Source organism: Dyella sp. A6 (assembly GCF_036320485.1).
Lineage (GTDB): Bacteria > Pseudomonadota > Gammaproteobacteria > Xanthomonadales > Rhodanobacteraceae > Rhodanobacter_A > Rhodanobacter_A aluminiiresistens.
The window spans coordinates 1,442,616-1,457,421 of the sequence record NZ_CP132911.1 but is presented as its reverse complement, the minus strand read 5'-3'; the positions used below and the strand labels follow the sequence as shown (position 1 = coordinate 1,457,421).

Here is a 14,806-nt window from a genome sequence, read left to right as displayed (position 1 = left end):
ATGCCCACCCGCCACATTCATCCGGGAAGCATGTATGAAAAAGGGCGGCCCATGGCCGCCCTCTCCGCTTACTCGTGAACTGCGCGCATAACGCGCTCAGAACACCCGTTGCCGCACCAGTTCGCAGACCGTGCGCACGTCACCGTCCATCGCCCGGTCGCGATGCATGAAGCCGATGTGCCGACGCAGCGTCTCATGCGCGGCACGCACGGACGTACCGGCATGGAAGTCGCCCACCTGTGCCAGTGCGGCAGTCAGCGTCTTCACCTCGTCGACGAAAGCGGCATGGTGCGAATGGCCTTCGCGCGGCGCATTGGCCACCTTCTCGGCCAGCGCCTGCCAGTCACCACGCGCGGCCAGCCGACGCGCCGCATTGAGCATTTCCTGGCGGAAATCCAATGCCTGGGCGGCGGTGTAGAGCTCCAGCGCAACCACGTGGCCAAGGTCGTCCATCATCCCCAGCACGTGACGCGCCTCGTTGGCGCCCATCGACACGTGGTCCTCGGCATTGGCGCTGGTCGGCACCGAATACACACTGGCCGGGTGCGCACGTGTGGCCAGGTCGTTGACCAGGGCCGCCGCGGTGTACTGCACGATCATGAAACCGGAATCGGTACCGTCCTCGTTGCCGGTCAGAAACGCCGGCAGACCATCGTTGGTGGCCGGGTCGACCAGCTTGTTGAGGCGTCGCTCGGAGATCGAAGCCAGCACGGGAATCGCCGCCTTCACGTAGCTCATCGCCAGTGCCAGCGGCATGCCGTGGAAGTGGCCGGCCGAGATCACCTGGTCCTCGATGAACTGGGGATTCTCGGCTTCGGGGAAGATCAGCGGATTGTCGGTGACCGCATTCAGTTCGATATCGATCACCCGGCAGGCCTGCGCCCAGGCATCGCGCACCGCGCCATGCACCTGCGGCATGCAGCGCAGGCAGTAGGCGTCCTGCGGCTGATGCTTCTTGCCGCCCTTGAACGGCAGGAAGCGCGCATAGAACGCCTCGCGGCCATGCCGCTGATTGGCCGGCACCCAGTCCCAGCCGATGTCGAAGCTGAGTGCCTGGTCTTCCGGCGTGGTCCATGCCTCGGCACTCCATGACTTGAAGCGCGGCACCAGGTGATACGGAATGTCGAGCAGGGTCGAGCCCTGCAGCAGCCCGCGCACGTGCGCCGCGGTGTCGACCTGCCCCGGATGCGGACGCAGGGCATGCACCTCCGGACGCAGCGCGCCGCTGCGCCCGGCGAAGGCGTCCAGCGTCATCGCTGCAGCCAGATCGGCCAGGCCCAGCAGATAGTCCAGGTCGTCCAGCGCCAGGGTCGCGGTCGCCAGCATCTGCGCGGTGCCGTTGTTCAGCGCCAGGCCTTCCTTGAACGACAGCCGCACCGGCTCGAGCCCGGCACGCTTGAGTGCCTCGCCGCCGGGCATGCGCTCGTCCCGGTAGAACGCCTCGCCGCCACCCAGCAGCACGATCGCCAGGTGCGACAGCGGTGCCAGGTCGCCACTTGCGCCGACCGAGCCCTTTTCCGGCACTACCGGCACCACGCCCGCATTGAGCATGGCCGCCAGCGCCTGCAGCGTCTCCACCCGGATGCCGGAATGGCCGCGCATCAGCGTATTGACCCGGATCGCCAGCATCGCGCGCACCACGTCGGCCGCGAACGGCTTGCCCACGCAGACGGCATGGGTGGTGATCAGGTTGTGCTGCAGTTCCTCCATCAGCGTGCCCTGCGGCTGATGCGGATTGCCGCCGGGCAGTTCGTCGCGCACGCGATGCGCGCCCAGCAGCTTGTCGGCATTGCTGCCGAAGCCGGTGGTGACACCATAGGTCGGCTCGCCGCAGCTCACCTTCTCGGCCAGGAAGTCCGCGGCCCGCTGCACGTGTTGCAGCTGCCCGGGATCAAGTTCCACCTTCGCACCGTGCCTGGCCACGGCGACCAGCTGGGCACGACTGAGACTGCGGCCATCAAGACGAATGGTTTCGCTCACGAAAACGCTCCAACGCATGCATGTGTCGATCGCCGCACCTGCTCCGACAGGTGCGGCACTGGATTACGTCAAGCCGGCAGACAGGGCCGGGCTCAACCCATCGCGGCAGCCTGCTCCAGCTCCACCCGCAGGGTCTTGATGAGGTCGTCGCGCGACACCTCGAACTGGTCTTCCCGACGCAGGTCCTTCACGGTGACCACGTTCTTGGCGATCTCGTCCTCGCCCAGCACGATCACGAAACGGATGCCCGCGCGGTCGGCGTACTTGAACTGCTTGCCCAGCTTGCCGCCTTCCAGTACCACTTCGGTGGCGATGCCGGCACCGCGCAGCTCACTGGCCAAAGCCAGGTAGGCTGGCAGCTGCGATTCGTCCATCTGCGTCACCAGCACCTCGACGGTGCTGCGCGCAGTGTCGATCAGCCCTGCATCGCGCAGCTGCCAGTACAGGCGCGTCAGGCCGATGGAAATGCCCACGCCGGGCAGCTTCGACTTGGTGTACTGGCTGGCCAGATTCTCGTAACGCCCGCCGGAACAGATCGAGCCGATCTGCGGGTGCTCGTTCAGCGTGGTCTCGTAGACCATGCCGGTGTAATAGTCGAGTCCGCGCGCGATCGACAGGTTCAGCGCGAAGTGCGTTTCCGGCACGCCGAAGTCGCGGATCAGGCCCAGCACTTCCTTCAGTTCGGCGCGGCCCTGCTCCATCGACGCGGGACCGGCGCCCAGCGCATCGAGCTTGTCGAAGGCGTCCTGCAGCGAGCTCGAACGCACCTGAACGAAGGCGAGGATCTTGTCGGCCACCTCGACCGACAGGCCGAAGGCCTCGCTGGTAAGCGTGTCGCGTACGTAGTCGGCACCGCGCTTGTCCAGCTTGTCCACTTCGCGCAGCACCAGCATCTGCTGCTCGCCATCGGCGATGCCCAGACTCTCGAAGTAGCCGCGCATCAGCTTGCGGTTGTTGAGCTGGATGGTGAAGGCGCCGATATCCAGCTCACGGAACACGCTGTAGATCACCGCCGGAATCTCGGCGTCATAGCGGATCGACAGGCTGTCCTTGCCGATCACGTCGATGTCGCACTGGTAGAACTCGCGGAAGCGACCGCGCTGCGCGCGCTCACCGCGGTACACGCGCTGCATCTGGTAGCGGCGGAACGGAAAGCTCAGGTCGTGCTCGTGCTCGGCCACGTAGCGCGCCAGCGGCACGGTGAGGTCGAAGCGCAACGCCAGCTCCGGCGTACCCTCCTTGGCCAGCGCACCGGTCGACTGCACGAAATACACCTGCCGCTCGGTTTCGCCGCCGGTCTTGGTCAGCAGCACGTCGGAAAATTCGATGGCCGGCGTTTCGATCGGCAGGAAACCGAAGCGCTCGTAGTTGCGGCGGATCGTGTCGAGCATGCGCTGGAACGCGATCTGGTCGAGCGGCAGCAATTCGAGCACGCCAGGCATGGTGCGGGCCGGTGTAAGCGCCATGGAATTCCTCGATTCAACGTTGACGGTAAGCCGTACGACGGCAGCCTTATAGGGTAGCAGAAGGCTGCCGCCCGCCGACCGGCGCCGCAGATCGCGAATCCGCATCGACCTGTTGCCAAGTGGCGACACTGACACTAAGATACGCGGCTCCCACGGGGTGTAGCTCAGCCTGGTAGAGCGCTACGTTCGGGACGTAGAAGTCGCAGGTTCAAATCCTGTCTCCCCGACCAATGTTTCAACGAAAAGCCGGCCTTGCGCCGGCTTTTCGTTGCCCGTCATTCGGCCGTGGTCGGGTCGATGACGGCATGGATCGGGGTTACCTTGTTGGCCGGAAAGCCTCCCTGGCTGGCATGCTCGCGCACGGTCGCCTCGTCCGGCGCGATGTAGACGCAGTAGACCTTGTCGTCGGTGACGTAGCTTTGCACCCACTGGATGCGGGGCCCCATCGACTGCAGTACACCGCAGGAAGTCTGCGAGATGCTCTTGAGCTGCTCCGATGTAAGTGCACCGGCGCCCGGGATTTCGCGTTCGATCAGGAATTTCGGCATGACAGCTCTCCATCGAGGGATCGGCCGTCGAAGCAGGATCGCGCCCCGGCGGTCCGAGTGGCGACCGCCCGAACATACTCGCCCCGTCGGTGGGGAAAAAGCTGCAGTGCAGCGCCGGCTCAGCCGCTTGCCAGCGGGGCCTGACGATCCGTTTCCTCGGCATCGAACCTTGACCTTGCGACAGCGACCAAGCCGCTTTCCGCCGGGCTCCTTCAGCCAGCCGCAGCCAATGCCGCCAGCCTGTCCAGCTCGGCCTCGATGAAGCCTGCCTCCAGTCGTGCCGGGCGGTTGAAGGGGCCACGCAGGCTGACGCCCATGTACTCGCGCAACAACGCGAAGAAGGTTTCGAACGGGTCGCTACCGTCTCGTTCGCAGCACCAGCGATACCAGCGCGTGCCAGCAGCCACGTGGGCCACTTCCTCGCGCAGGATCACCTCCAGCACGGCGATGGTGCGTTCGTCGCCGGCGTGGTGCAGACGCTCGATCATGCCCGGCGTCACGTCCAGTCCGCGCGCCTCCAGCACGCGCGGCACCAGGGCCATGCGCGCGGTGTCGTGGTGCGCGGTCTTCTCGGCCATGTCCCACAAGCCGTTGTGCGCGTCGAAGTCACCGTAGGCATGCCCCAGCTCGGCCAGCCGCGCGGACAGCAGGGCGAAGTGCCGCGCCTCGTCGTGGGCGCAACTGACCCAGTCCCGGTAGTAATCGCCGGGCATGCCGCGGAAGCGGTAGACCGCATCCCAGGCCAGGTTTATCGCGTTGAACTCGATATGCGCCACCGCATGCACCAGCGCGGCACGCCCCTCCGCCGTACCAAGGCCACGCTGCGGCACCTGACGCGCGCTGACCAGCTGCGGCCGCGCCGGCCGACCGGCAGCGCCGATCGGCTCGGGTGGGTCCGCAGAGGGGTCCGGCCGCAGTTCGCCGGATGCCACCGCCGCCCACACCGCGCGTGTCAGGCACAGTTTCTCGGCGGGATCGGTGGCGTCCAGGCAAGCCTTGGCGGCGGCATGCAGGTCTGCCGCTCCGGTCAGCGCCACAGCAGTCTCAGCCGGACGCATGCGAGATGCTCCGCCCGGTACGGACCTGTCTTCCGGCGCGGAGCGGACAGCGCCTGCTCACGCGCTGCGGCGCGCGGCCTTGGCGTCGTCCGAGCGCAGCATCTCGATCTGGCGCAGGTAGTTGTCGTCGAGCCCGGTGATGTACTCGCCGTTGAAGCACGAGGCATCGAAATCCTGCAACGACTCGTTGCCGTCCTGAACTGCCCACACCAGATCGCTCAGATCCTGGTAGATCAGCCAGTCGGCGCCGAGCATGCCCTGCACTTCCTGCTCGGTCTTGCCGGCAGCCACCAGTTCCGTGGCCGAAGGCATGTCGATGCCGTACACGTTGGGGTAGCGCACCGGCGGCGCGGCAGACGCGAAATACACCTGCCTGGCCCCCGCGTCGCGCGCCATCTGGATGATCTGCCGCGACGTGGTGCCGCGCACGATCGAGTCGTCCACCAGCAACACGGTCTTCTTGCGGAATTCCAGCTCGACCGGGTTGAGCTTGCGGCGTACCGATTTCACCCGGTCGCCCTGCCCCGGCATGATGAAGGTGCGCCCCACGTAGCGGTTCTTCACGAAGCCCTCGCGGAACGGCACGCCCAGCGCCTCGGCCAGCGCACTGGCCGCCGTGCGCGCGGTGTCGGGAATCGGGATGACGGCATCGATGCCATGGTCGGGCCGCTCACGCATGATCTTCTCGGCCAGCTTCTGGCCCATGCGCAGGCGCGCCTTGTACACCGACACGTTCTCGATCATCGAGTCAGGCCGGGCCAGGTAGACATACTCGAAAATGCACGGCGAATGGACCGCGCCGTCGGCGCAATGCCGGGAGAACAACTGGCCATCGTTGGTGATGAACACCGCCTCGCCCGGGGCCACGTCGCGCAGGCGCTTGAAGCCCAGCACGTCAAGCGCCACCGACTCCGACGCGACCGCGTATTCGCGCCCCTCCGAAGTCACCCGCTCGCCCAGCACCAGCGGCCGGATGCCATGCGGATCGCGGAACGCCAGCAGACCATAGCCCAGCAGCAGCGCGATGCAGGCATAACCGCCGCGCGCCCGCGCGTGCACGCCGGCCACCGCCTTGAAGATGTGATCGGGCGTCAGCGCCATGCGGTCCTGGATCTGCAGCTCGTGCGCCAGCACGTTGAGCAGGATCTCCGAGTCCGAGTCGGTGTTGATGTGACGCCGGTCGTCCTCGAACATCTCCTTGCGCAGCGATTCGGTGTTCACCAGGTTGCCGTTGTGCGCGAAGGCGATGCCGTACGGCGAGTTCACGTAGAACGGCTGGGCCTCCTCGGCGCCCTCCGAACCGGCCGTCGGGTAACGGCAGTGACCGATGCCGACACGCCCGCGCAGGCCGCTCATGGCACGCTGAGTGAACACGTCGCGCACCAGGCCGTTGCCCTTGTGCAGGCGCAGTCGCGCACCATCCACGGTGGCGATGCCTGCCGCGTCCTGGCCGCGATGCTGAAGCACCGTCAAGCCGTCATAAAGCGCCGACGCCACCTCGGTGGTACCGACAATACCGATGATTCCGCACATGGAACTGCTACCTGCTGCTGTTGGCCGTTGCTGCCGGTCGCGTCGCCGCGACAGGCATGGAAAGTGGGGGCGACGCAGCCGATTCTCCATGGGCAGGCTGCAAGCCGGCCGGCAGGGTCGAAGGCAACGTCGGTAAATGGCTGGGGATGCGCACCGGATGCAGATGCTGGCGCACGTTTGCGGGCAACTGCCCGCCCAGCCAGGTGGCAACACCCTGGAACTGCGGCAGCAGCGCCGAATGTGTCCACCACGTATCGTTGGTGGCGTTGGTGAACCCCATCAGGAACACCATCAGGCTCACCAGCAGCACGCCGCGGGCGAAACCGAACAGCATGCCCAGCAGGCGGTCGGTACCGCTCAGCCCGGTCCCTTCCACCAGCCGGTGGATCACGAAACGGACCAGCGCACCCAATACCAACACGGACACGAAACACAGCGCATATCCGGCCACCAGCCGGATCGACGGCTCATCGATGTGGTGTTCGAGGCGCGCCGAAACGTCCGGACCGAACGTCCAGGCCACCCAGAACGCGGCGATCCAGGTGGCCAGCGCCAGCACCTCAGAAACCAGGCCACGCAGTAGCCCGACCAGCACGGACATGCCCAGCACAACGAGGATGATGTAGTCGACCCAACTCACCTGGACTGCACTCCCGAACCGTCAAAAGCCGTACTCAGGGGACGCTGACCACATTGCCGGCCAGCCCCAGTCGTGCCTTGATCTGGTCACGCACGCGCATGGCGTCGTCGCGCTGGGTCTGCGGACCCGCGCGCACCCGCCACAGGCGCTTGCCGTTCACGCTGACCGAATCCACGAAACCGTCGAAACCGGCCGCACGCAGCTTGTCGCGCAAGGCGTTGGCGTCCGCCTGGCCACCCATCGCGGCCACCTGCACGGCCCAGCCACCGACACGCGTCGTGGCCGCCGCCGGCATGTCCCCGCCCGGCGTGCCCGCACCGCTTTCCAGATGCGCCGGCGCGCCGGGAATCGACTGCACTATCTTCAACCGTGCCGCTTCCGCCGCTGCGCGCGTATTGAACGGCCCCGCGCTGACCAGCGTCAGCGACTTGCCCGCCCGCTGGATGACCTGGCCATGGGCCGGATAACCCAGCGCGCGCACGCGTCCGATCAGGCGTTGCGCGCCACTGGCGCTGTAGGCGCTGAGGTTGAGCGTGTAATGGCCGCGTGCGGCGGTGGCCGGCGGCAACGCTGGCGCGGGTTTCGGCGCCTGCTGCTGCGGGACGACGGCTTTCGGCGCCGCCGCGACCGGCCTGGATACGGCTTTCTGCACGGGTGCGGGCACCGGTGCGGGAGCGGTAGCGGTCGGCGTCTGTACCGGCGCTGCCGCAGGCGTGGTGTTGGTCGGCGCCGCGGCACCCGGACCCACGTCACGGGGCCGGCTGGAACCAATGTTCACCGTCGCCAGGCGGTCACCCGCGCCGGGCGTCACGGTAGTGGTGTTCATCGGAATGACCGGGTGCTGCGCCGTGCCGACCGACGAGGCCGGCGCCACGCCACCGGGCACCAGGCTCAGCGTTTTGGTCTGCAGGTTGCTGTCCGGCGCCGGCGGTATCGCCAGGCTTACCGGCTGGTCGCTGCTTCCCGTCGACGGCTTGCTGGAAAAAAGCATCGGCACGACCAGCACCGCCAGTGCAATCAGAACGGCGGCTCCCAGCAGACGTGTGTTCAAGGTTGACTCCAGAAGCGACGGGGACGGCATGCAGCAGCGTGATTATACCCGCCCGCACCCGCCTTAACGGCATCGGCGGCCTGTTGATTCAGGCGGCGACGTGCCCGAGCACCGCCGTCGCCAAGAAAAAGGAGCCGAACACCAGGATGCGCGCCCCCGGACAAGCCTTTGCGCGGGCCGCCGTCAGTGCGGCAGCCACGTCGTCGCAAGCGTCGTACGGTGCGTCCGGCAAGATCGTCTGCAGGCGCTCGACCAGCGCCGCGACCGGCAATCCGCGTGGCGTGTCACGCTCAAGACCGGCCAGGTGCCAGTGCGCGATACGGTCGCCCAGTGCAGCGATCACGCCAGCCACATCCTTGTCGGCAAGCGCGCCGTACACGGCATGCGTGGGCATCGCCGGCTGGGTGTCCAGCCATGCCGCCAGCGCCCGCGCCGCCTGCGGGTTGTGGGCTACATCGACAAACACGGCCGGGTCGCCGCCCAGCGCCTGCAGGCGTGCCGCTACCTTCACCTCGCGCAGGCCGGCTGGTGCCGCATCGGCCAGCTTCGCCGGCGCAAGCAGCCGCTGGCCATCCGCCAGCGTGACATGCAGGACCGCGACCGCCGTGGCGGCATTCGCGAACTGCACCGGCGCGGCCAGTGCGAGATTCGGCAGTGTCAGCACGGTGCCGTCGCGATGACGCCAACGCCAGTCCGTTGTGCCACGCTCCGCGAAAAAATCGCGTCCCGCACGCTCGACAACCGCACCGGCAGTGGCAAGCGCGTCGAGCAGCCCGGCGGGCGGCTCGGTTTCACCTACCACGACGGGGCGCCCTTGCCGTGCGATACCCGCCTTTTCGTGCCCGATGCTGTCGCGGTCCGGGCCCAGCCAGTCCATGTGGTCGAGATCCACCGTGGTCACCACCGCCACGTCGGCATCGACGATGTTGACCGCATCGAGCCGCCCCCCCAGACCGACCTCGAGCACCGCGACATCGAGTGCCGCCCGCGCGAACAGGTCCAGTGCCGCCAGCGTGCCGAACTCGAAATAGGTCAGCGGCGTATCGCCCCGTGCCGCTTCGATGCGCTCGAAGCTGTCGACCAGGGCCGCGTCGTCGGCATCCCGCCCGTCGATGCGCACACGCTCGTTGTAGTTCAGCAGGTGCGGCGACGTGTAGCAGCCCACACTCAGGCCGGCCGCGCGCAGCATGGCTTCCAGCAGCGCCACCGTGGAACCCTTGCCGTTGGTGCCGCCGACGGTGACGACCCGCCGCGCCGGTGCCGCATGCCCCATGCGCTGCCAGACGGCACGCACCCGCTCGAGCCCGAGCTCGATACTGCGCGGGTTGACGTGTTCCTGATACGCCAGCCATTCGGAAAGTGTTCGGGTCATGCGGAAACCGTGCGGGACAGGCAGGCGCGCAGCTTAAGGCATCGCCGGGACGCGGGCACGGCATGCCCCGGCGGCGGAACCCGGCGACACCGTCGTCACGCCGAAGCGTGACGCAGCCGCAGTGCGTTGCTGACCACCGACACCGAACTCAGGCTCATCGCCAGCGCGGCGATCATCGGCGACAGCACGATGCCGAACCACGGATACAGCACACCAGCCGCCAGCGGCACGCCGATGCCGTTGTAGACGAAGGCAAAGAACAGGTTCTGGCGGATGTTGCGCACGGTGGCCTGCGACAGCTGTCGTGCACGCAGGATCGCGCCCAGCTCGCCTTTCACCAGGGTCACCTGCGCGCTTTCCATCGCCACGTCGGTGCCATTGCCCATGGCAATGCCGATGTCGGCGGCAGCCAGCGCCGGGGCATCGTTGATGCCGTCGCCGGCCATCGCCACGCGCTGTCCCTGCCGACGCAGGGCATTCACCACGTCGGCCTTGCCGGTGGGCGTGGCATCCGCATGGACCTCGTCGATGTGGAGCGCCGTCGCCACCGCCTGCGCAGTGGTGGCGTTGTCGCCGGTGAGCATGACGATGCGCAGGCCGGCCTCGCGCAGTGCGTCGAGTGCGGCCGGGGTACCCGGCTTGATCCGATCGGCGACCGCAAGCAGGCCGACCAGCGCGTTGTCCACGGCCAGAAACACCGCCGTCGCGCCTTCCTTGCGCATTGCCTCGGCACGGGACAGCGCATCCTGGTCAATGGCGATCCCGAGATCCTGCAACCACGGCGCATTACCCAGCACCACCTTGCAGCCATCCACCACGCCGCCGACGCCGCGCCCCGGCTCCGCGCGGACATCAGCCGACACCAGCGCTGGCACATCCCCGGCGTCCGCACCGGCCACGACAGCCCGGGCCAGCGGATGTTCGCTGGAGCGCTCCAGCGCCGCCGCCAGCGCCAGCAGGCGCGTCTTCGGCAGCCCGGCCAGGGGCTCCACGTCGCGTAACACCGGGCGACCATCGGTCAGCGTGCCGGTCTTGTCCAGCACCAGCGTGTCGATGTCGCGCAAGCTCTCGATCGCCCCGGCGTCCTTGAACAACACGCCATGCTGCGCGCCGCGACCGCTGGCCACCATGATCGAGATCGGTGTCGCCAGCCCCAGCGCGCATGGACACGCCACGATCAGCACCGACACACCAGCGATCAGCGCATGCGCCAGGCGCGGTTCCGGCCCCAGCAGCGCCCAGGCCGCAAACGCCATGCATGCCACCGCCACCACCGCCGGCACGAACCACGCCGCCACGCGGTCGGCCGTGCGCTGCAGCGGGGCCTTGCTGCGCTGCGCCTGCGCCACCTGCGCCACGATCTGCGCCAGCAAGGTGTCATTGCCGACCTTGCGCGCACGCAGGGTCAGCACGCCATTGCCGTTCACGGTGCCGCCGGCCAGCGCATCCCCGGCAGCCTTGGCCACCGGCATCGGTTCGCCGGTGAGCATGGACTCATCGACATGGCTGTCGCCCGACAGCACCTCGCCGTCGACCGGCACCTTCTCGCCGGGACGCACACGTAGCACATCGTCGACATGCACCTGATCGAGCGGCACCTCGGCTTCGCTGCCATCGGCGGCGATCCGCAGCGCCGTCTTCGGCGCCAGCCCCAGCAGGGCCTTGAGGGCCGAACCGGTACGGCGTCGCGCACGCAGCTCGAGGAAGTCGCCCAGGGTCACCAGGGTGACAATCACCGCGGCTGATTCGAAATACACCGCGACACGGCCCTGCGCATCGCGAAAACCCGCCGGGAACACCGCCGGCAACAGGAACGCCACGATGCTGTAGAGCCAGGCCACGCCGGTGCCCAGGGCGATCAGCGTGTACATGTTCGGCGACCACGGCCGCAGTGAACGCCAGCCACGCACGAAGAACGGCGCGCCGCCCCACAGCACCACGACCGTCGCCAGCAGCGCCTCGACCCAGCCGGCTGCGACCGCCCATCGCACCGGCATGTGCCAGCCGCCCAGATGCGACGCCATCGCCAGCACGAACACCGGCAGGGTCAGCGCGAGCAGGGTCGCGAAACGCCGCGCCATGGAGCGCAGCTCGTCACTCCCGTCCTCGTCCAGGCTCGGCATCATCGGCTCCAGCGCCATGCCGCACTTGGGACAGTCGCCCGGACCAACCTGCTGCACATCCGGGTGCATCGGGCAGGTATAGATGGCGCCAGCAGGTGCCGCGACCGCCGGTTTGCGACCGCCCAGATAGGCCTCCGGATCGGCCATGAATTTCTCGCGGCAACGTGCCGCGCAGAAGAAGTAGGTGGTCCCCGCATGCTCCGCGTGGTGTTTCGCGGTCTGCGGATCGACGGTCATGCCGCAGACCGGGTCCTTCGCCATGGTGTGGCTGGCCGTGTCGGCATGCGCCACCTGATGTTCGGCCGCCGCCTTCGCCGCACAGCAGGACGAAGCCAGCGGCATCGCTGCGGGTTTGTGCGGGTAGCGTGCGGGCTCGGCCTCGAATGCCGTCTTGCAGCCGGCGCAGCAGAAGTGGAAAAGCTGCCCGTCGTGCGTTGTCGAATGGGCCGACGCGTCAGTATCCACGGTCATGCCGCAGACCGGGTCGATGGCTTTCGCGGCCGGCTTCGTCACGGGGGCGCCCGCATGGCAGCAGCTTCCCTTCTCGCTCATGACAGTTCTCCGTCATCGGCAAGCGCGCGCAGGATCGGACATTCCTCCGGCCGGCCATGCCCCGGGCAGGACGCCACCAGCTTCGACAAGCCGTCGCGCACGCGCTGCAGTTCGGCGATACGTTGCTCAATGGCCGCCAGCCGCTGCTCGGCACGCTGCTTCACCGCCTTCACGCCGCGCTGGCGATCGGCCGACAGCGCCAGCAGCTCGCGGATCTCCTCGAGGGTGAAGCCCAGGTCCTTGGCCCGCCGGATGAAGCGAAGCTGCGTGATCGCGCCTTCGTCATAGCTGCGATAGCCCGACGCGCGCCGCTGCGGTTCCGGCAGCAGGCCTTCGCGCTCGTAGTAGCGGATGGTGTCGATGGCAACACCGACGCGCTTGGCGACGGCACCGATGGTCAGGGAGGCATTTTGCATGGTCATGCGAAAAGTCTAGACCATGGATCAAGGTCAAGAGTCAACCCATGGTCGGCGGTGTCGCCAGAACAAACGGACCGGCAGTACCATCCTTATCCGGACTTGGCCATGGTTGCGCCGGGGCCCGTCAGGGCAACCCTAAGTAAGGGCAAAGCGCTGTGCGCGACCATGCTGCCGCTGGACCGAGCGCAGCCACGGGGACTGCCGGAGGGGAAACATCATGCGTCGCGTCGCCATTTTCATGGTGTGCTGCCTGGCCGTGCTGGGCAGCCCCTGCGCCCATGCCGGCGGCCTGCTGGGCATCGACCACCGTCTGCACTACGACGATCACGGCATCTGGAAGCGCAGTACCCAGATCGATCTTGAATACGGCACCGCACTGACCGTCGCCGGCGGCGCGCTGCTGCTGGGTGACCACAACCAGCTGGGCGACACGTTCTGGCGCTCGGTCGATGCGGTGGCCTTTTCCAGCGTGGCATCGGCGGCCCTGAAAGTCAGCTTCCAGCGTGAACGTCCGCGCGACACCAGCAACCCGAATCGCTTCTTCCAGGGCATCCACAACAACAGCTTCCCCAGCGGCGAAGTGACCATGATCTCGGCAGCCGTGACGCCCTTCGTGGCGACCTATGGCCGCGAGCACCCGGCCGTCTATGCACTGGAACTGCTGCCGGTCTACGACGCCATCGCCCGCATGAAGGTGCGCGGCCACTGGCAGAGCGACGTGCTGGCCGGCGCCGCGCTGGGTACCGGTTTCGGTCTGTGGGCGACGCATACGCACAGTCCGGTCATACTGGGCTGGCTGCCGGGCGGTTTCCAGATCGGGTTGGCTTACCGCTTCTGACGCCCCATGTCTGGCACCATTGCCGGTCCACGAGTCGAAATTCATTGATCGAACGCATGTCCACGACACCACCTCACGCTCCGACTGCCGACACCCGCCGCGCTCGCGTCATGCGGCTGCGCCGCCGCCTCGTCGGTATGTTCAGCTCGATGCTGCTGCGCTCGGTCGACAGCGGCCTGTGCCCGCCCGGCGGCCTGCCCGGCCAGGGCATGCACCGCATCCTGGTGTGCCGGCTGAATCACCGGCTGGGCAACACGCTGCTGCTCAGCCCACTGCTGCGCGAGATCGAAGCCCGTTATCCCGGCGCCGAAATCGACATCATGTGCTCGGGGCACGCCGCCGACATGGTGTTCGGCGAGCACCCGATGCTCGGCTCGATCTTCGCCCTGCCCAGCAAAGCCGCCCGTCACCTGTGGACCTTGTTCGCGCAGATCCGCGCGATGCGGCGGAACCGCTACGACCTGGCGATCGACGCCTGCGCTGACTCCTATTCCGGCCGCATGGCGTTGGGTCTCAGCCATGCCACCTACAAGCTGGGCTTTCCGCTGGACGAGACCCCGGGACCGCTGCAGGGCTATCTGGACGCCTGCCCCACCCACATGGCCACCCGCAGCGTGCACCTGCTGCGGGCCGCCATCGGCGACAACCAGTCCGCCGACTGGCCGACCCTGGGCATCGAGCTCGATACCGAGGAACTGGTCCGTGGCCGGCGAGCGCTGGCCGCCATTGCGGGCCACGACGGCGACGGCCCGGTGATCGGACTGTTTCCCAACGCGACCGGTGCCAAGCGTTACCCGGAAACCTGGTGGTCGGACTTCGTCACGACGCTGCAGACGCTGCGACCGGACATCCGCATCGTCAACGTGCTGGCCGACCATGGTCGTTCGCAGTTGCCCGGCACCCATGCCACCTTCTATTCGCGCAACCTGCGCCGGATGGCGGCGGTGTTCGCGGCCATGGACGGCTTCATCAGCGGCGACTGCGGCGTGATGCACCTAGCCTGTGCCTCGGAAACGCCCACGTTGGGGCTGTTCATCCAGCACAACCTGGAAAAGTACCAGCCCTACGGACCGCACAACCGTGGCATGCACGCACCGGTTTCGCTGGGCGGCGCCGCAGCGGCCGAGGCCTCGGTGCGCTGGCTGGAACAGGCCTGCCCGCCGCGCACGACAAAGGCCGCAGACCTCGCCTGACCGCGCCGGCGACGGCGGCCGCGTGGCCGCGGT

General features: G+C 67.6%; 12 protein-coding genes and 1 tRNA gene. 3 read left to right on the top strand and 10 right to left on the bottom strand.

Going from position 1 to position 14,806, the window contains the following annotated elements; translation table 11 throughout:
• Positions 1-96: 96 nt before the first annotated feature.
• Positions 97-1,980, bottom strand: a complete 1,884-nt coding sequence (locus RA164_RS06310) for an HAL/PAL/TAL family ammonia-lyase (RefSeq protein WP_412731071.1) — start codon at positions 1,978-1,980, stop codon at positions 97-99.
• A 92-nt stretch (positions 1,981-2,072) separates the two neighbouring features.
• Positions 2,073-3,446, bottom strand: coding sequence for a histidine--tRNA ligase (gene hisS, locus RA164_RS06305; RefSeq protein WP_329743109.1), 1,374 nt, complete (start codon positions 3,444-3,446; stop codon positions 2,073-2,075).
• Positions 3,447-3,599: 153 nt separating this feature from the next.
• Between hisS and RA164_RS06300 the strand changes: the two genes are divergently transcribed.
• Positions 3,600-3,676: transfer RNA gene (locus RA164_RS06300), tRNA-Pro, on the top strand.
• Positions 3,677-3,721: 45 nt separating this feature from the next.
• Here RA164_RS06300 and RA164_RS06295 read toward each other — a convergent pair.
• The 8 genes from RA164_RS06295 to RA164_RS06260 form a co-directional block, all read right to left on the bottom strand.
• Positions 3,722-3,994: a DUF4242 domain-containing protein gene (locus tag RA164_RS06295; protein ID WP_329743108.1), complete on the bottom strand. Its 273-nt coding sequence runs from the start codon at positions 3,992-3,994 to the stop codon at positions 3,722-3,724.
• 212 nt (positions 3,995-4,206) lie between these two features.
• A complete protein-coding gene (locus tag RA164_RS06290) occupies positions 4,207-5,052 on the bottom strand; it encodes a ferritin-like domain-containing protein (RefSeq protein WP_329743107.1) in 846 nt (281 codons plus the stop codon).
• A gap of 57 nt (positions 5,053-5,109) precedes the next feature.
• Positions 5,110-6,585 (bottom strand): amidophosphoribosyltransferase, encoded by a 1,476-nt coding sequence (gene purF / locus RA164_RS06285; protein ID WP_329743106.1) that lies wholly within the window; start codon positions 6,583-6,585, stop codon positions 5,110-5,112.
• Between the two features lie 7 nt (positions 6,586-6,592).
• On the bottom strand, positions 6,593-7,225 hold the full coding sequence (locus tag RA164_RS06280) for a CvpA family protein (protein WP_329743105.1): 633 nt from the start codon (positions 7,223-7,225) through the stop codon (positions 6,593-6,595).
• Positions 7,226-7,259: 34 nt separating this feature from the next.
• Positions 7,260-8,276 (bottom strand): SPOR domain-containing protein, encoded by a 1,017-nt coding sequence (locus RA164_RS06275; protein WP_329743104.1) that lies wholly within the window; start codon positions 8,274-8,276, stop codon positions 7,260-7,262.
• Between the two features lie 88 nt (positions 8,277-8,364).
• Positions 8,365-9,648 carry a bifunctional tetrahydrofolate synthase/dihydrofolate synthase gene (folC, locus tag RA164_RS06270; protein ID WP_329743103.1) on the bottom strand — a complete coding sequence of 428 codons (1,284 nt, stop codon included), beginning with the start codon at positions 9,646-9,648 and terminating at the stop codon, positions 8,365-8,367.
• 95 nt (positions 9,649-9,743) lie between these two features.
• On the bottom strand, positions 9,744-12,323 hold the full coding sequence (locus RA164_RS06265) for a heavy metal translocating P-type ATPase (protein ID WP_329743102.1): 2,580 nt from the start codon (positions 12,321-12,323) through the stop codon (positions 9,744-9,746).
• Positions 12,320-12,745, bottom strand: a complete 426-nt coding sequence (locus RA164_RS06260; RefSeq protein WP_329743101.1) for a MerR family transcriptional regulator — start codon at positions 12,743-12,745, stop codon at positions 12,320-12,322. Before RA164_RS06260 ends, RA164_RS06265 begins: the two co-directional genes overlap by 4 nt.
• Before the next feature lie 214 nt (positions 12,746-12,959).
• Between RA164_RS06260 and RA164_RS06255 the strand changes: the two genes are divergently transcribed.
• On the top strand, positions 12,960-13,580 hold the full coding sequence (locus RA164_RS06255; protein WP_329743100.1) for a phosphatase PAP2 family protein: 621 nt from the start codon (positions 12,960-12,962) through the stop codon (positions 13,578-13,580).
• Between the two features lie 110 nt (positions 13,581-13,690).
• On the top strand, positions 13,691-14,773 hold the full coding sequence (locus RA164_RS06250) for a glycosyltransferase family 9 protein (protein WP_329743099.1): 1,083 nt from the start codon (positions 13,691-13,693) through the stop codon (positions 14,771-14,773).
• The last annotated feature ends 33 nt before the right edge of the window (positions 14,774-14,806 follow it).

Coding starts and splice junctions, on each gene's coding strand:
- hisS (WP_329743109.1), bottom strand. CDS start 3,446: ATGGCGCTTACACCGGCCCGCACCATGCCTGGCGTGCTCGAATTGCTG.
- RA164_RS06295 (WP_329743108.1), bottom strand. CDS start 3,994: ATGCCGAAATTCCTGATCGAACGCGAAATCCCGGGCGCCGGTGCACTT.
- RA164_RS06290 (WP_329743107.1), bottom strand. CDS start 5,052: ATGCGTCCGGCTGAGACTGCTGTGGCGCTGACCGGAGCGGCAGACCTG.
- purF (WP_329743106.1), bottom strand. CDS start 6,585: ATGTGCGGAATCATCGGTATTGTCGGTACCACCGAGGTGGCGTCGGCG.
- folC (WP_329743103.1), bottom strand. CDS start 9,648: ATGACCCGAACACTTTCCGAATGGCTGGCGTATCAGGAACACGTCAAC.
- RA164_RS06265 (WP_329743102.1), bottom strand. CDS start 12,323: ATGAGCGAGAAGGGAAGCTGCTGCCATGCGGGCGCCCCCGTGACGAAG.
- RA164_RS06260 (WP_329743101.1), bottom strand. CDS start 12,745: ATGACCATGCAAAATGCCTCCCTGACCATCGGTGCCGTCGCCAAGCGC.
- RA164_RS06255 (WP_329743100.1), top strand. CDS start 12,960: ATGCGTCGCGTCGCCATTTTCATGGTGTGCTGCCTGGCCGTGCTGGGC.
- RA164_RS06250 (WP_329743099.1), top strand. CDS start 13,691: ATGCGGCTGCGCCGCCGCCTCGTCGGTATGTTCAGCTCGATGCTGCTG.